The sequence below is a fragment of the Sivoneniella epilithica UHCC 1019 genome (assembly GCF_040830845.1).
GTDB lineage: Bacteria > Cyanobacteriota > Cyanobacteriia > Leptolyngbyales > Leptolyngbyaceae > ULC077BIN1.
Genome location: NZ_JBFPDP010000038.1, coordinates 36,813 through 53,586 on the forward strand (window position 1 = coordinate 36,813; position 16,774 = coordinate 53,586).

Annotated in this window: 13 protein-coding genes and 1 pseudogene; 8 read left to right on the plus strand and 6 right to left on the minus strand. The window is 48.2% G+C overall.

Translation table 11 applies throughout. From position 1 onward, the window contains the following. Positions 1-49: 49 nt before the first annotated feature. Positions 50-454: a VOC family protein gene (locus AB3R30_RS19720; protein WP_458650931.1), complete on the minus strand. Its 405-nt coding sequence runs from the start codon at positions 452-454 to the stop codon at positions 50-52. Between the two features lie 93 nt (positions 455-547). Here AB3R30_RS19720 and AB3R30_RS19725 point away from each other — a divergent pair, with 93 nt between their 5' ends. The 7 genes and pseudogenes from AB3R30_RS19725 (at position 548) to cheB (ending at position 10,217) form a co-directional block, all read left to right on the plus strand. Further along, on the plus strand, positions 548-1,720 hold the full coding sequence (locus tag AB3R30_RS19725; RefSeq protein WP_458650932.1) for a pyridoxal phosphate-dependent aminotransferase: 1,173 nt from the start codon (positions 548-550) through the stop codon (positions 1,718-1,720). A 397-nt stretch (positions 1,721-2,117) separates the two neighbouring features. Beyond that, a pseudogene (locus tag AB3R30_RS19730) lies at positions 2,118-2,360 on the plus strand (transposase); the annotation flags it as partial. Positions 2,361-2,538: 178 nt separating this feature from the next. Then, complete coding sequence (locus AB3R30_RS19735; protein WP_458650933.1) at positions 2,539-4,134, plus strand: CheR family methyltransferase; 1,596 nt, start codon at positions 2,539-2,541, stop codon at positions 4,132-4,134. A gap of 27 nt (positions 4,135-4,161) precedes the next feature. Further along, on the plus strand, positions 4,162-5,223 hold the full coding sequence (locus tag AB3R30_RS19740) for a chemotaxis protein CheW (protein ID WP_458650934.1): 1,062 nt from the start codon (positions 4,162-4,164) through the stop codon (positions 5,221-5,223). Positions 5,224-5,328: 105 nt separating this feature from the next. Further along, entirely contained in the window at positions 5,329-6,735 is a 1,407-nt protein-coding gene (locus AB3R30_RS19745; protein ID WP_458650935.1) for a HAMP domain-containing methyl-accepting chemotaxis protein, read from the plus strand. Positions 6,736-6,750: 15 nt separating this feature from the next. Next, positions 6,751-9,105, plus strand: coding sequence for a hybrid sensor histidine kinase/response regulator (locus tag AB3R30_RS19750; protein ID WP_458650936.1), 2,355 nt, complete (start codon positions 6,751-6,753; stop codon positions 9,103-9,105). Continuing rightward, on the plus strand, positions 9,102-10,217 hold the full coding sequence (gene cheB, locus AB3R30_RS19755; RefSeq protein WP_458650937.1) for a chemotaxis-specific protein-glutamate methyltransferase CheB: 1,116 nt from the start codon (positions 9,102-9,104) through the stop codon (positions 10,215-10,217). Before AB3R30_RS19750 ends, cheB begins: the two co-directional genes overlap by 4 nt. Here cheB and AB3R30_RS19760 read toward each other — a convergent pair. Together AB3R30_RS19760 and AB3R30_RS19765 are read right to left on the minus strand one after the other, a co-directional pair. Continuing rightward, complete coding sequence (locus AB3R30_RS19760; protein WP_458650938.1) at positions 10,200-10,610, minus strand: response regulator; 411 nt, start codon at positions 10,608-10,610, stop codon at positions 10,200-10,202. The two genes, cheB and AB3R30_RS19760, sit on opposite strands and share 18 nt — an antisense overlap. A 138-nt stretch (positions 10,611-10,748) precedes the next feature. After that, positions 10,749-12,743, minus strand: a complete 1,995-nt coding sequence (locus tag AB3R30_RS19765) for a GAF domain-containing protein (protein ID WP_458650939.1) — start codon at positions 12,741-12,743, stop codon at positions 10,749-10,751. 563 nt (positions 12,744-13,306) lie between these two features. On the opposite strand from AB3R30_RS19765, the gene AB3R30_RS19770 reads away from it, so the two are divergent. Continuing rightward, a complete protein-coding gene (locus tag AB3R30_RS19770) occupies positions 13,307-13,465 on the plus strand; it encodes a hypothetical protein (RefSeq protein WP_458650940.1) in 159 nt (52 codons plus the stop codon). Between the two features lie 136 nt (positions 13,466-13,601). Here the strand turns inward: AB3R30_RS19770 and AB3R30_RS19775 are convergent, their stop codons facing one another. From AB3R30_RS19775 to AB3R30_RS19785, 3 genes are all read right to left on the minus strand, one after another. Continuing rightward, positions 13,602-13,988, minus strand: a complete 387-nt coding sequence (locus tag AB3R30_RS19775; RefSeq protein WP_458650941.1) for a response regulator — start codon at positions 13,986-13,988, stop codon at positions 13,602-13,604. A gap of 179 nt (positions 13,989-14,167) precedes the next feature. Beyond that, positions 14,168-14,548: a response regulator gene (locus tag AB3R30_RS19780; RefSeq protein WP_458650942.1), complete on the minus strand. Its 381-nt coding sequence runs from the start codon at positions 14,546-14,548 to the stop codon at positions 14,168-14,170. Positions 14,549-14,748: 200 nt separating this feature from the next. Beyond that, positions 14,749-16,774, minus strand: a 2,026-nt coding sequence (locus AB3R30_RS19785; protein ID WP_458650943.1) for a PAS domain-containing sensor histidine kinase, incomplete at its 5' end; no start/stop codon positions are given.

Consider the following 16,774-nt stretch of genomic DNA (forward strand, 5'->3'; position numbering starts at 1 on the left):
GTAGAAAGCAAAAAGTCACAATGCTACTTTTCCTACTGATCTATTTGATCTAGCGATCAATGGCTTGATGCAGAATCAATCTATTGCCATCGGGATCGTATGCATAAATTTCTTTGCCATGGGAGGCAGTAAGAATTTCACCAGAGAGAGGATAGCCCAATTCTGTTAGATAGGCGATCGCGGCTTCTAGATCGCTCACTTCTAGGCAAAGGCTGATGGAAGTTTTGAGTTTTGTTCGCGTAGCGTCTCCGCAGGAGATATTTTGAGTTTTGAGTTTTGAGTTTGTTTTGGGTCGGTAGATGCCTAGTTTTACTCCGGGCAGTTGGAATTCTGCATAGATGTTGGGCGTATAAACAGTGGGTTCTTGCGTTAAAAGCGCTTGGTAAAAATTAACCAGGCGATCGAAGTTGGGCGCAGCGATCGCAACTAGCGCAGAAGTGTAATTTAAAGGCATCGTCTGGATTCGCTGACAAAATATTAAAAACCATGCTTTAGACAAAGATAGCTGAGGTATCCTGATTAAATCAAAGCAGCAGTGGTAAACGGGATGCAAATGAGACTAGCGGCACGGGTTGGGCAGGTGAACCCTTCACTCACCTTGGCGATCGACTCGAAGGCAAAAGCGATGAAAGCTGAGGGTGCTGATGTCTGCAACTTCAGCGTAGGGGAGCCAGATTTTCCGACTCCAGCCCACATTCGCCAAGCAGCAACAGACGCGCTAGAAGCTGGCAAAACTCGCTATGGAGCCGTAGCAGGTGAGATGAAACTGCGGCAGGCGATCGCCCAAAAGCTGCAAACCGAGAACGGACTGTGCTACGGCGCTGAAAACGTCATTGTGACCAACGGCGGCAAGCATTCGCTCTATAACCTAATGATGGCAACGATTCAGCCAGGAGACGAAGTGATCATTCCCGCTCCCTACTGGCTCAGCTATCCCGAAATGGTGACTCTAGCGGGTGGCACTCCTGTGATTGTCCAAACCGATGAAACCACAGGCTTTAAAATCACTCCAGAGCAGCTACAGCAAGCAATTACCCCGAATACGCGCCTGTTTGTCTTGAATTCACCTTCCAATCCCACGGGGATGGTTTACTCACCGGATGAAGTTCGCGCTTTGGCAAAAGTTGTCCTCGAACATGATCTGTATGTCGTTTCCGATGAGATTTACGAAAAGCTGCTTTACGATGGAGCCGAACACCTGAGCATTGGAGCCGTCAGCCCAGAAGCGTTTGAACGCACGATTATCAGCAGTGGTTTTGCCAAAGCTTATGCTATGACGGGCTGGCGAATTGGCTTTTTAGCGGCTCCTGTTGAACTGATTCGGGCTTGCAGTTTAGTTCAAGGACACAGCACTTCCAATGTCTGCACGTTTGCCCAGTATGGGGCGATCGCAGCCCTCGAAGGCTCTCAAGACTTCATCCAAGATATGCTGAAAGCGTTTTCCCAACGCCGAAAATTAATGCTGAGCTACCTCAACGAGATGCCGGGTATCACCTGCGTGGAACCCAATGGCGCATTTTACCTGCTGCCCAATATCAAACGTACGGGCATGAAGTCGATCGAATTTTGTGAAACATTGCTAGAAGAGCAACAAGCCGTCATGGTTCCTGGCGTTGCCTTTGGTAGCGATGGCTATGTCCGCATTTCCTACGCCACAGACACAGACACCATCAAAAAAGGCATGGAGCGCCTGGATAAATTTGTTCGCTCTAGGCTGTAAATTAATCGGCAGTAGTGCCTTTTCATAAAGGGCAGAGATAATTAGGAGTAGGTATCATAGCTTAGTTATTCGTTTTGCATCTGCGAATCTCAGTCCTCCACCATGAAGCCTTATCTCCTCTGCCCTACCTGTGGCTCAGACGATATCATGAAAAACGTTAGGGGACTCTCTACCGACTCGTATCGATCAGACGCGCGCATTTACACCGACCACTAGGAAGCTGACGCGAGTGTGCTACCGAGCAAACGGCATTTTGCACTCGATAAGGAGTCTGGTTTAACTAGCTATATTGAAGAGATAGCGATCGCGCATCACTCAAAAGCTGTCTAGCTAAGCCGTTAGATTGGTATAAGCTAATGTGCATTTAAGTTGCAATATAGCCGAGTGCATTTTGCCCCAATTGGAACCCGGTGATGGCATTATGATTGACAATGTCAGTTTTCATCATGCTCAATTGATCAAGGAACTCGTGGCAGAGGCAGGTTGTGAACTGTGGTATTTACCACCTTACTCACCAGACCTCAATAAGATCGAGCGATGGTGGTTTGTCCTCAAGAATTGGATGAGACTGCGTTGGGATGAGTTTGATAGCTTTCGTGAGTGTGTCGATGCTGCATTCAATCAGCGTCCTAACATGTATATAGAGAGATATACCTCCGACTTTTTCAAAAAGTCGAGGATTGGTTACTCAAAAATGATGTAAAGGTAGTTAAACAAACAATACGATTTATCATGCCATCTTCGTCGAAACTTTGAAATGGGAAAACTGAGTAGAACTCGTTAGGATGCGTTAGCGCAGCGTAATACATCCTAAGTTAATGATGAATCCCATGATCAGCGATCGCCTCACCCTACTTACATCTAACTCTCAAGCAAATCACGACCTGAGTTTTTTACAGATTATTGACCTAATTGCTGACACCCTAGGAATACACATCCAGCCACAACATCAGGATGGCTTTAAGAAAAGTATTTTGACACGAATCAAAGGATTAGGATTACCTTCGTTTAACGATTACTACATTTATTTGATCACCCAAAGACAACTACTTTCTGATGTAACAGAATGGCAATGGTTAGTCTCCTTGCTGAGTGTTACTGAAAGTTATTTCTTTCGAGATCAGGGGCAGTTTTGGCTGTTGAGAAATCAGATTCTCCCAGAGATGATCGAGCACAAACGGCAGCTTAGCTTGACTCACAACGACGTTAAGGGACAATTATATAGACCAACATTACGGTTTTGGAGCGCTGGTTGTTCGACAGGGGAAGAAGCTTACTCGCTTGCCATTTTATTAAAGGAGCTGATCCCTGATCATCAAGCGTGGGATATTTTAATTTTGGGGACGGACATCAACCAATCCGCGATCGCCCTAGCGCGACAGGGCATTTACAGCGATTGGTCTTTTCGGACAACTGATCCGATGATCAAAAATCACTACTTTCGATCGCACCGTAAAGGTTGGGAAATTGATCCAAGTATTCGACAAATGGTCACTTTTCAACCCGGAAATTTGGTGCAAGATTCCTATCCCAGTTATGATTCCAGGATTTATAATCTGGATTTAATTTTTTGCCGCAATGTGTTTATTTATTTCGATTTTCCTGCGATCGGTCTGGTTCTGGAAAAGTTCTACCGCTCACTTGCACCGGATGGATTTCTCTTCACAGGTCACACAGAATTGCACGGACAAAAAACTGAACCCTTTCAACTTAAAAGCTTTCCGCAATCTGTAGTTTATCAAAGATTGGCAACGGATTTTGGAGCGAATGAAACGGATAAACCTGAAAGGAAACCACTTAACTCATCCGTTCTCCATCCGTTGCCAATTGACTCTCCTTGCATGAAATCACCCTCCCCCCTCCCTTCACTGGACGAGGATCTGGGGGTGAAAGAAGCCACTCAGCAAACTCTCCTAGATAAAGTTCAGCGATCGCTCACTCAAAAAGCCTACGTCGATGCGAGTCAAATAGCGAAACAACTGGTTTCCCTTGCTCCTCAGCACTTCCAGGCGTATTGTTTGATGGCAGAAGCTTACGCGAATTTGGGTGAATATTCCCATGCTACTCAAGCCTGTCAGCAAGCACTTCAGATCAATCCGCTGGCAATTGAACCCTATTACCTGTTAGCTCAGATTGCAGAGGAACAAAGTGATATTAACAGTGCAAAATTTTCCTTAAAACGCATTATTTATTTGGTTCCCAAATCTGTTTCCGCCTATCTGGAATTGGGTTCCATCTATGAGCGAGAAGGAAATGCAAAACAGGCTCAAAAAACCTGGCGATCGCTCTTGGAAGTTTTGCAAAGTTTACCCCAGGAGCAAGCAGTCACTTCCAGCAATCCCCAAACCATTGCCGAATTAAAATCACACCTTCTGAAGCATTTAGGAATGATTGCTAAGAACTCCGATTTCTGAAACTCAACCCACAAATCCAAAATCGCTATGAACGAGCAATCTTACTTAATGTTCAGCCTCAACCACTCACGCTGTGGCATTCCGGCTACAGCCGTGCAAGAACTCTTCTTTCTGCCAGAGGTGACTGCGATTTCGGAAGTTTCCACGGCAATGTTGGGTGTGCTTAACCTGCGGGGAGAACTCCTGCCCGTGTTGGATCTATATCACCGCTTAGGACAACCACGCCCTCCCTTTCAACTGACTGACAGCGTGATTGTGTTGGAATGGCAGAGTCAGCGAGTCGGCATTATCGTCAGTCAGGTGGAGAGTGTGCAAGCGATCGCCCCTAATCAGATCACTGCCAATCTGTATAGTCAATCACAAGCGAGTTTGCAGAATGGATTGGTGATTGGTGTTGCCAACCTTGAAGATGGGATTGCCACACTGCTTAATCCTGAATCGCTCGTGCACTATGGCATGGTTCGTACGGTTCTCAATTCAAATGCGGATGCTCCAAACGGATCGGTGAATGGTGCGCTGAAACGTCCCACTGATGCAGGATTTGAGCAAGGCTTGTATGACCATTTCGATGCACAAGCGCGGCAGGTTTTACAGAAGCGAACCGCCGCGTTGCAGTGTCCGATCGATGACCAGGACTCGGCTGGGTTACTGCCGCTGGCGGTTGTGGGCTTGGGGGGCGAATACTTCGGGCTTGGTTTGGAAACGGTGCATGAGTTTACCGAGATTCACAAAATCACCCCAATTCCCTGTTGTCCGCCGCACATTGTGGGCAATATTAATTTACGCGGTGAAATTGTCACCTTGATCAATATCAGTGACGTGATTGATTTGCCCATGAATACGGTGCGATCGCAGCCAAAAGCGGTTGTCGTGCGTCTGGAGCAACGAGTCGCGGGCATTGCCGTCGATCACATTTTTGATGTGACCTATATTCATCCATCTCAAATGACCCCTGCTCCAATTACCATGCATTCTGACAAGGACGACTATCTCCAGGGGATTGCTCCTTACCAAGACCGGATGATGAGCATTATCAATCTCTCTAAACTTTTGACTTCAGAAGTTTTGATTGTCAATGAAGAGGCTTAACACCAGTTGAGCGTTACAGAAGATTGCAGTTTTAAGATTGCAGTTTTATTAAATGTGCATTCTAAGCTCGATCGAGTAAATGTTCACTCCACAAGAGGTAGCAAGATGAAAGATAAACGCAAGTGGAAACTGAGATATTGGATCATCGCTGGATATGCCGTTCCATTGCTGGCATTGCTGGCTTCTACGATCGCAACTATCCTCAACATCAATATCGTCAATCAGAGATCGGAAGACTTGCATCTCTCTGAGCAAATAGATTCTGCCGTGAATTATCTTGCCGTTAGTATGCAAGGCCACGATAAGGCACTTGAGGCGTATTTGTTGGTTAAAAATCAGAAATCCCTGGATAGCTACCGGAAAGCGCAGAATCAAGCCAAGGAACTATTAGCCAAGTTGATGACAATCGTCAAGGATGAGCGCGATCGTCAAATTTTGCTCAAGATCGAGTCCATGTTGAATGACCTAAGTACCACTCAATTGAACATGATTGAGCTAGTGGATCAGGGAAAGGTGGAAGCAGCCGTGAAAACCTGGAGTGATAGTGGAAATCGCCAGAAAGCGGACGATATTACTGCTTTGATTGAAGAACTGCAACTTCGAGAAGATCAGGCGGTTGCAACTGCCACCCGGCAACAGCAGGATGCCCTCAATACGCTCAAGCTGATGGTGATGCTGGTCAGTGGTTTATCTCTCCTGTTGTCTACCCTAACTGCGTTTTGGGTGATTAGCCGGACATCACGACGAATGAACGCATCAGCCAGCGCGATCGCCGTCTCTACCACCGAAATTGCCACCACGATCGAGCAACAAGAACGGGCTTCTCTCCAACAGGCGACATCCGTCAACCAAACCACGACCACAATGGACGAATTGGATGCCTCCTCACGCCAGTCTGCCGAACAAGCAGAAGCCGCCGCAACAGGTGCACAACAGGTGTTGCTGCTGGTAGACGGGCGCACTCAAGATGGTCAGACTAGTCGATCTAGCTTGCGAGAAAAAGTAGGCGACATTGCCGAGCAAATTCTCCACCTAAGCCAACAGACCAGCCAAATCGGGATGATTTCTAACCTCGTCGGTGACCTGGCAAATCAAACCAATATGCTGGCACTGAATGCCGCTGTCGAAGCAGTCCGAGCTGGCGAACATGGCAAAGGCTTTGCCGTCGTTGCCGCCGAAATTCGCAAACTGGCAGATGAAAGTAAGAAATCGGCAGCAAAAATTAATGCCCTGGTCGTAGACATTCAAAGCTCGACCAACTCTACCGTCATGGTAACGGATGAAGGCACGAAGACGGTGGAAAAGATTGTCGATGCCATCAAAACGATCGCCCTCAACGGTCAGCAAATTTCTCTGACTTCCAAGCAGCAGGCGATCGCCGTGCAACAGGTGGTAGAAGCAATGAACTCGCTCAATATTGCTGCCAGAGAAACCGCCTCTGGCATCAGCCAAATCAGAGTTGGCACCCAACGGCTCAATGATGCCGCTCAAGAACTAAAAGCCGTTGTCTAAGAAGGATTTAACACCATGATGATCGACGACGACGAGCTCAGATCTATCTTTAAAGCAGCCAGCGAAGAACATCTGCAAAACCTGGATGATGGGTTGCTCCATTTAGAAACCCACCCCGATGATTTGTCTGTTTTAGAAGCCTTAATGCGGGAAGCACACTCCCTCAAAGGCGATGCCAATATGCTGGGAGTCAAAGACGTGGGTACTCTGGCACATCAGATTGAGCATGTTTTGACTCAACTGAAGCGACAACAAATCCCTGTCTCCCCATTGGGCAATGCTTCGACTGAGACACCGTATGAACGTCTTGCCCATGCGATCGCCGCCATCCGCAAACTGGTTCACACCGCTGTCACCGGAGAACCTGCCGGAGTTGATACGTTTTATGCCCTGGCAGAATTGATGGGAGCGGGGAAGGGGGGAGCGGGTGTTGAAGATAGAGAAAATGGGGAAGATGAGGGGGTAGAGAGAGTAGACGGAAACACGGAGACACTGGAACACAGGGACACAGAGAGCTTAATTCAATATACTCTGACAGAAAAGCAAGCAACAAAATTCAACACTCAAAATTCTTTTCTCCCACCCCCACCTCAGCACTCAGCACTCAGCACTCAGCACTCCTCTAACTACCGCATCGAAACCATTCGCGTTGACACACGCCACCTGGATATATTGATGACGCAGGCAGGAGAGTTAATCGTAACCAAAATTCGGATTGCTCATCGGTTGAGCGAGATTGAGGCGATCGCCAACCTGTGGGAAGAATGGAACCGGGATCTGTTCACAAATCGGTTTGCGTTCAGTCAAGCTCAACAGGGCAACGGCGCACTCCAACGGTTAGAAACCTGCCATCATCGCACCGAGTTACGTTTGGAGCAGTTGGGGCAGTTGGTGAAAACGCTGCGAAGTTCCCTCTCGGAAGACACGACTCGTCTAGAACAACTGAGTGGCGATCTAGAAAAAGGAATTCGCACCTTGCGACTACTGCCGTTTTCGACGATCTTTAACATCTTCCCCCGCATGGTGCGTGACCTAGCACGGCAGCAAGGGAAATCGGTGGAGTTGATCCTGGAGGGCAGAGATACCCTTGCCGATAAACGCCTGTTAGAGGAAATGAAAGATCCGCTGATGCACATGCTGCGAAATGCGATCGATCATGGCATTGAGCCACCCCAAGAACGAGAGCGGCTAGGCAAATTGGCAACAGCAACCATCCGGCTCCGGGCTTACCAAACTCCCACCAATATTGTCCTGGAAATCAGTGATGATGGTCGCGGGCTGGATCTGAACAGAATCAAACAAACGGCGCTCAAACGAGGCATCTGCCGCGAGGATGAGTTGGCAGCAATGGCTCCTAGCCAGATTCAGGCGTTGATCTTGGCACCGGGATTCTCGACGGCTCCCCTGGTAACGGAAGTATCGGGACGCGGTGTGGGACTGGATGTGGTGCAAACCAATGTCGAGAAATTGAAAGGCACGATCGAGATAGAATCGGCTCCGGGACAGGGATGTACGCTGCGGGTCAATCTCGGCATCACTCTGGCAACCGCCCATGTTTTGATCGTACAGGTGAATGAAATGCTCTACGCCATCCCAGTTGAGTTTGTGCGGACTGCCTGTCTGGTTAAGCCAGAAGAAATTTTTCCCTTAGAAGGACACGACACGATCGTTCGCGAGAACCAACCGATTTCGATCGTGCAACTAGCTGATCTGCTAGAACTGCCGCTGATGGCATCTGGATTGACGCAACAGACATCACTTTCCTGCATCATTCTTGAGGTGGGGCAAGAACAACTGGGAGTGATTGTCGATGCTTTAGTGGATGAACAGGATGTGGTGATCAAACCCCAAAGTCAATTGCTTAAAAGAGTCCGCAATGTCTCTGGGGCAACGATTTTAGGCACAGGCGATGTGTGCATGGTGCTGAATCCCCAAGACTTGGTGAAATCAGCCCGATCGCGATCGCATTCAATGTCTCCCGCCCAAACCCGCCAGTCCACATCTACGAAACAGACCATTTTGTTAGTTGAAGATTCGATTGCCACCCGCACTCAGGAAAAACGGGTTTTGGAAACCGCAGGCTATCAAGTGATTACTGCTATTGATGGATTGGATGGCTTGAACAAACTGCGATCGCACATAGTGGATGCTGTCGTCACTGATATTCAAATGCCAAATCTAGATGGATTGGGCTTAACTGCCAAAATTCGGCAATACCAGGAATATACCGACCTGCCGATTGTTCTGGTCACATCCCTTGCCAGCGATGAGGATAAACGCCGGGGTGCAGAAGCCGGAGCCAATGCCTACATCACCAAAGGCAGCTTTAATCAAGAAGCCTTACTGTCAACCCTAAAACGGTTAGTATGAAAAGCTCTGCTCCCATCCGGGTCTTCCTGGTGGAGGATTCGCCCGTCGCCTTAACCATCCTCAAACGAATTTTAGCGAGTTCTCCGGAAGTCGATGTGGTGGGAACTGCCTCCAATGGCGTAGCAGCATTAGAGCAAATTTCAACTGTACAGCCCCAAGTGATCTGTACCGACCTGCACATGCCCAAAATGGATGGCTTGGAACTGACCCGCATCATCATGGCAGCCTATCCCCGTCCCATTCTGGTGATCAGCACCTCCGTCGATACCCAAGAAGATTCTCGCAATGTGTTTCAATTACTGCAAGCAGGCGCTGTGGATGTCTTCCCCAAACCCAGCATCAATTCCCTTTCAGACTATGAACAGGTCAAGCACGAATTAATCAACCGGATCAAAGTTCTAGCAGGGGTGACGGTCTTTACCCGCCACGCTTCCAGAACTGAGCCGGTTGCACTCAGAACGCCGCCTACCAGCCCCAAGAGTAAGCCCGAAGCCTTCAGCCTAAAACCTGCCAGCAACTCGCCATTCTCAATTCTCAATTCTCAATTCTCAATTCCCAAAGTCGTGGCGATCGGAGCCTCCACAGGCGGTCCCCAGGCATTGCATGCAATCCTGAAACAATTGCCCGCAACCTTTCCCATCCCGATTTTGTGTGTCCAACATATTAGCGAAGGCTTTCTGCAAGGACTGGTGGATTGGCTGGCAACAGAATGCTCCCTGCGCGTGAAGATCGCCCAACCGGGAGAACTTCCCAAACCCGGCACTGTCTACTTCGCCCCCGAACGACAACATCTGCAACTCGACACTCAAAGACGGTTCATTACTGTCAGCACACCTCCCGTTTCCGGTCATCGTCCTTCTGCCACAGTTCTGTTTCAAGCTGTTGCCGCCTGCTATCCGCGATCGACTATTGGCATCTTGCTCACCGGCATGGGGCGGGATGGTGCAGATGGGTTGCAGGCGATCGCCCAAGCTGGAAGCACCACCATTGCGCAAGATGAGCAAACTTGCGTTGTGTTTGGCATGCCCAAAGAAGCGATCGCCCTGGGAGCCGCCCAACACATTTTGGCGATTAATGAAATTGCTCCCATGCTTTTAAATCGAGTCTTTTGATTTAAACGACGAAGTGCCAATAAATTTTCGTACCGTTTCTCGCAATTGTTCAGCATCGAAAGGTTTGGTCAAATATTCCGTTGCCCCCGCCAGATGCCCTTTTACTCGATCGAATGGGCTATCTTGAGAAGTCACCATAATGACGGGTAAATGCTGAAACTGAAGCAAGCTTCGCACCGTGCGGCAAAACTCTAAACCATTCACCTCTGGCATCTGCACATCCAATAGCAGCACTGAAATCGATTCATGATAAATGATTGACAGGGCATCAACTGCATTAGCGGCTGTCATGACCTGATATTCTGGCTCCAATGCCCGTTTAATCAGTTGATGAATGACTGGGCTGTCGTCGAGCGCAAGAACGATCGGTAAACTTGTTGTACCAGCGGGCATAGTTTTTGGATAGATGAATGAATCACTAGTGGCGTTTGCTTTCAGCATTCCCAAAATCCGACCTTAGTGAGGATATTTGATAATTTTTTACAGGCTTATTGTGCTTATTTAAATCTTCGACTTCTTAGGACTTAGCGTTTAGGTGTTTTTAACCAGAGGCTCAACGGGAATTTGAATCCAGAACTCGCTGCCTTTTCCTAGTTCTGATGAGCATCTTAGAATACCACCATGTTTTTCAACCACAATTTGATAGCTAATGGACAGTCCTAGTCCAGTTCCTTTCCCAATTGGTTTTGTCGTAAAAAATGGGTTGAATAGTTTTTGCCGAGTTGTTTCTGTCATGCCAGAGCCGTTATCCTGAATCCGAATTACGACGCTATCAGTTGGCGATGGTTGGGATAAATCTAACTCACTATTTTTTGATCTATTAATCAGTTCCGTGTGAATGGTAATGGTGGGATTGGAGGTTTCATCTAAAGCATCGATCGCGTTACCCAAAATATTCATAAATACCTGGTTCAATTGACCTGCATAACAATCGACAGGTCGTAAATTTCCATAGTTCTTAGTCACTCGAATCTCAAATTTGGCACTAGTCAGTTTCAGGCGACTCTTCAAAATCAACAACGTGTTGTCAATCCCTTCGTGGATATTCACAGGTTTCATTTCGGCTTCATCCAGGCGAGAAAAGTTCCGCAGAGACAACACAATTTGGCGAATTCGTTCCCCGCCCATCCGCATTGACGACAACAGACTAGGTAGATCCTCCGATAGGAAATCCAGGTCGATCGCCGCCACTTTTTCCTGAATCGCAGCAGTTGGATTGGCGTAGGTTGACTGGTAAAGATTCAACAGTTCCAACAGATCCCCGACATAATCAGTCGCATAGGCGATATTGCCGTTGATAAAGTTAACCGGATTGTTGATTTCATGGGCAACTCCAGCAACCAATTGCCCCAGGCTCGACATTTTCTCCTGCTGCACCAGTTGCATTTGGGTTTGCTGCAACTGGCTCAGCGCAGTTCCCAGATGGTTTGCTTGAGCTTGGGCAGCAAAAGCGGTGGCTCGCGTTTGGGCAAGCAGTTCTGCCTGGTCGAGGGCGATCGCCACCTGATCAGTAACCGCTTTAAGTAACCGGACTTCGCTCTCAGTCCATTGGCGAGAACCGTGACAGTGATGACAAATAAGGGCACCCAGTTGACCAGAATGGGTTTTGAGTGGGAGCAACAGCACTGAGGTGGCTTGCAGTCGGTGCAAAAGTGCTCGATCCTGCGGGGTAAGAACAGTCGAGGTGGCAGAAATATCCTCAACTCGCAGCATTTCTAGATTGAGGATGGCTTGCGTCAGAATAGAGCTAGGTTCGACCGGAAGTTCACCCAAGGCGCTGGGGATCTCTGAGTTGGTTGCTTCGTGCGTGACGGTGAATCTGAACTGATCTCCGTGCGGTAGGCACCACACAAAGTCACAGCGATCGACTTGCAACAGGGTATGAATTTCATTGACAGCAGTTTGTAAAATCGTGTCCAGATCCAGAGAATTACGAATTTGATTTGCCAGATTAAACAGAATTGAATCTTGTTGACCCAGCAATTCCTGGGCAATCAATTGCTGTTTCAATTGTTTAATTTCAGGGATAATTTGACGCAGCTTCGTGGTGTTGCGCTTTAGCTCCAGTTGCGCCATGACTTGGTAACAAAGGGTCTGCAATCCCTGCCGTTGTTTCTGGCTCAGATCACGCGGTTCGGAGTCCATGACGCAGAGTGTACCTAGAACGCAACCACCCGCCGTGACCAAGGGGACTCCGGCATAAAACCGGATATGGGGAGAGTGCGTGACGAACGGATAGGTGGCAAAGTGAAGATCATCCAGGGTATCTGGAATCACAAAGACATCTGACTGGCGAATGGTGTGGTTACAAAACGCAAGATCTCGTCGAATCTCCGTCAGAGTGATCCCAACTTTAGATTTAACCCATTGATGATCGGCTCCCATAAAACTCACGAGTGCCATTGAGGTCTGGCATAGATCAGCCGCTAATGCTGTCAAGTCATCCAATGCCCGATCGGGGGCAGGCTCCAAATCTTGAAACTGATACACTGCTTTGAGTCGTGCCAGTTCATTGGTGCAGGACATCGTTGTGCAAGAGAGAAGAGAATCAAGTAGTAATTCAGGCATTTTTATAGTTTCTTTAATTGAGGTACATAGTTTCTCTGATTGAGGTACGATCGCCAATTTGACGATGGAATAAGTGTATTAATTAGCGCTTCTACCGCGATCGTGCCACCGATTTGTTCCACTAACTGCTTGAGCAATGTCAGTTCTAAGCTAGTGCCGGTACGCTTCCCGGAGCATGGTTGGGAATGCGGTAGAACTTATCAAAGATGCGAGTTTGTGCTTTCACGACAATCTCAACTCCAATACCATGACTTTGAGAAGGAGGCAAGAGTGAAGAGAATTTTGAATTAATTCTGACTCCTGATTTCGGACTTCGGACTCCTCAATGCTGACTGATACTGTAATAATTCCCCCTGCTGACCTGTATTTGCAGATGCTATTGACAAGTTCTGTAACAATGCGGCTGAGACTGAACAGGTCAATCGTGAGCGAGGGTAAATCATCAAAAGAATGTTGTGATCAAACAAATCCACTAACGAGCGAGCGCGTCAAGATAGACTTTGAGAATTTTGCTTCCAGCAATGATGGGACACCTACAGAAGTTTCTTGCTTTAGTGTCGGCATTTCTTGCCAGCAATGGCGACAAAACCAATGGACTTGATGCTGGCGAATATGACGCAACAGTTGATGAGAGCAGCAGGGGCAGTCAGCCATATCAATTCAATCGCCTCACAAATTAAAGATTTAGCAAGCAGAGTTTCGATTTGTTGGGACACATGTTTTGCATCGTTTCAAAGTAGATCGAAGTTTTGAAGAAATTTTGAAGACGCTAAGAAGAGTGCAGACAAGCAACAATTTTGATCCATTGAACTAGATCTATTCCTCGATCGCCCAGCGGAGGAATTCAGCCACTTGTCTGACCATTACAAAGGGATCAAAGGGTTTGGCGATCGCGCCTCTAACACCCATCATGGGAAAGGCATCCGGGTCGATGAGATCCGTTCTGGCGCTGAGTAACACCACAGGGATAGCCCGAATGGTAGGGTTGTCGCTGAGTGCTCGGAGAAACATAATTCCACTCATTTCCGGCATCATCATATCCAGCACGATCGCGTCCGGTTTTTCTGTCAGTGCTTTTTCCAATCCTTCCTGCCCTGAACTGGCACTCAACACCTGCCACCCAGCGACCTCCTCAAAGCAACCCTGCACCACCTCGCGAACGGCATCTTCGTCGTCAATCACTAAAACACGCCGGGTGGACATCTTAACCACTTCCATTTGATTGCAATAATTCTAGCGATTGGCGACAACTCGCACGATAGCCAATGCTGAGTTTTGCGAGATCGCTAGAGAACTGGAGCCTTGAGTTAAGCCGATTTGAATAGCTTTGCTCATCCTCACCCTACAGAAAAGATTTGAAGAACTTTTGAAGTTGTAAAACTTTACATTTCCCAGCCGAACGCCGCTGCCACCTGATCGACCAACGCCATTGGGTCAAACGGCTTCAAAATCACCCCGGTGATGGCTAATTCGGCAAACTTAGCTCGGTCTTCTGGTTGCACTCGCGCCGTTAACAAAATCACCGGAATTAATTGAGTTGCGGGGTCTGCCTGCAACCGTTGCAGCACTTCAAACCCATCCATTCCTGGCATTGAGACATCCAGTAAAATCCCGTCTGGCAGGCGCGATCGCGCCAGGTCAACTCCCTCACCCCCCGATGCTGCTCTCAGAACTTCCCATCCGCCCACGTCCTCCAGGCATCCCTGAATCACATCCTGAATGGGCTCTTCGTCATCAACCACCAGCACTCGTTTTGCCACCATATGATGTAAATGCCTTTTACAAAGTATTTAGGATTGCGATAAAAACCCATTGAGTTTAAACATTATGCCCAACAGTAAATTCACCCTAAGCAGAGTGATGAATGATTTCCATCTCACGCGGTAACGATTGACCTGAGTACCCGCCGCCGATTGAGCAAATTCTGGGAATTCTCATCTATGATGGTGCAAGAGGGCTGAAATCAGTCTTCATTCGCCAGGGGCAGGGTGAAGTAAAAAGTACTACCCTTGCCCAAAACACTCTCTGCCCAGATGCGTCCCTCATGCTGCTCAATGATTTTGCGGCAGATGGCTAATCCTAAGCCAGTCCCGCCTTTTTCCCGCGAATCCGACGCATCTACCTGCTGAAATCGCTCAAAAATAACTTCGAGTTTCTCGGTGGGAATGCCGCGCCCTTCGTCTTGGAGGGTAAAGAGAGCGTGAGAATTGAGAATTGGGAATTGGGAATTTCCTTCATTCTTCATTTCTACCGACAGCCAAATCTTGCTACCTGGATTAGAGAACTTAATCGCGTTGCTGAGCAAATTTGTCAGAGTTTGGATGATGGAGTCGGGGGCAGCCCAAACTTGAATGGGCAGGGAAGTGACTAGCAGCTGAATTTGATTTTGTTCGGCACCGGGTCGCATGGTGTCAACGGATTGCTGCATCAGCACAGTGGCATCACAGGCTTGCATAGTGAGCTTTATTCTGCCGGATTCGAGGCGTTGCAGGTCGAGAATATCGTTAACCAGCCGCACCAGGCGATCGCTCTGTTGGGCAGCAACTTGCACCATGCGTTTGCCCTTCTCAGGTTTTTGGTCGTAAACACCCGCTGCCAGCAATCCTAATGAGCCTCGGATGGCAGTCAGGGGGGTTCGCAGTTCGTGACTAACAATAGAGATAAATTCGGTTTTCATCCGATCAATTGCCCGCCATTCGGTGACATCTTCGGCTGTGCCAACGTAACCGAGAAATTCACTATTTGCGCCAAAGGTAGGGGTATATTGAACTCGCACGTAGCGCATGGAACCATCTTTGTGAAAATGACGGAGATCTTCAAAGACACCGCCTTTTGGTTCCTGTGTGGAAGTTTGCATCTGATTGAGAAAGGATTCGAGGTCATCAGGATGAATAAATCCCATCCATTCATTGCCCAACGATTCCTCAAGGGCATGACCCGCAATTTCTTGAGCACGGGAGTTCATGTAGGTGAGTTGTGCTTCAGCATCCATCATGAAGATGCCAATGGGAGAACACTCGCAGAGAGAACGAAACTTGGTTTCACTTGCTTGCAAAGCGGCTTCGGTGCGTTTGCGATCGCTCACATCTCGCAATATGGCAGTAAAAATCATTTCTTCCCCAATCTCCAGCCTGGAAATCGAGGCTTCTGCCGGAAATTCAGTACCATCTTGACGGCGACCAAAAATCTCGCTGCGCTCCCCCATCTGGCGGGCATTGCTGTTGGCTTGAGCAAAATTGCCAATATGTTGATAGTGCAGTGCGGTAAAGCGTTGCGGGAGCAGCCACTCCAGGGATTGCCCCAGGATTTCCGTCGCTGTATAGCCAAATATCTTCTCGGCTCCCTGATTAAATAATGTGATGCGCTGGCTAGAATCAACTGAAATAATGGCATCGTTGGCAATCTCTAGAATGCCTGCAAACCGAGCTTGAGACACTTGCAAGTCGGCTGTGCGGTCGGCGACCCGCTGTTCTAGTTCCACAGTGAGTTGCCTAATTTCTGCTTCTGCCCGTTTGCGATCAGTAATATCCCGCGTTATGGCTAGAACCTGCGTGGTTAGTTCGCCTGGAGCATCTAAGGGAACGGCATGAGACTCTAGCCAACAGCGAGTTCCCTGGAGTCCAATGATTTCAAACTCTAACGTGCCTGGTTTTCCCTCAGCGACTTGTTGGGTGAACTCTAGAAATGCCTGTTGGTGAGCAGGTTCGATTAATGGGCAGATATTCTGACCCTGCACCTGTGCTAGATTGTCTGCCTCAATCATGGCAAGACCAGCAGGATTCATATTTTCTAGCACCCCCTCTGCTGTAATGATTTTGACACATTCAGGTTCGGCATTAAAGATAGCGCGGAGTTGCTGCTCACTCTCCCGCAACTGGCGTGTGCGTTCTTGCACCCGTTGTTCCATCTCATCATAAGACCGTTGTAGGGCAGACTCCACCCGCTGGCGTTGTAATTCAGCAGCGGCTCTGGCAGCAAAAATGGTGATC

Coding starts and splice junctions, on each gene's coding strand:
- AB3R30_RS19720 (WP_458650931.1), bottom strand. CDS start 454: ATGCCTTTAAATTACACTTCTGCGCTAGTTGCGATCGCTGCGCCCAAC.
- AB3R30_RS19725 (WP_458650932.1), top strand. CDS start 548: ATGCAAATGAGACTAGCGGCACGGGTTGGGCAGGTGAACCCTTCACTC.
- AB3R30_RS19735 (WP_458650933.1), top strand. CDS start 2,539: ATGATGAATCCCATGATCAGCGATCGCCTCACCCTACTTACATCTAAC.
- AB3R30_RS19740 (WP_458650934.1), top strand. CDS start 4,162: ATGAACGAGCAATCTTACTTAATGTTCAGCCTCAACCACTCACGCTGT.
- AB3R30_RS19745 (WP_458650935.1), top strand. CDS start 5,329: ATGAAAGATAAACGCAAGTGGAAACTGAGATATTGGATCATCGCTGGA.
- AB3R30_RS19750 (WP_458650936.1), top strand. CDS start 6,751: ATGATGATCGACGACGACGAGCTCAGATCTATCTTTAAAGCAGCCAGC.
- cheB (WP_458650937.1), top strand. CDS start 9,102: ATGAAAAGCTCTGCTCCCATCCGGGTCTTCCTGGTGGAGGATTCGCCC.
- AB3R30_RS19760 (WP_458650938.1), bottom strand. CDS start 10,610: ATGCCCGCTGGTACAACAAGTTTACCGATCGTTCTTGCGCTCGACGAC.
- AB3R30_RS19765 (WP_458650939.1), bottom strand. CDS start 12,743: ATGTCCTGCACCAATGAACTGGCACGACTCAAAGCAGTGTATCAGTTT.
- AB3R30_RS19770 (WP_458650940.1), top strand. CDS start 13,307: ATGATGGGACACCTACAGAAGTTTCTTGCTTTAGTGTCGGCATTTCTT.
- AB3R30_RS19775 (WP_458650941.1), bottom strand. CDS start 13,988: ATGTCCACCCGGCGTGTTTTAGTGATTGACGACGAAGATGCCGTTCGC.
- AB3R30_RS19780 (WP_458650942.1), bottom strand. CDS start 14,548: ATGGTGGCAAAACGAGTGCTGGTGGTTGATGACGAAGAGCCCATTCAG.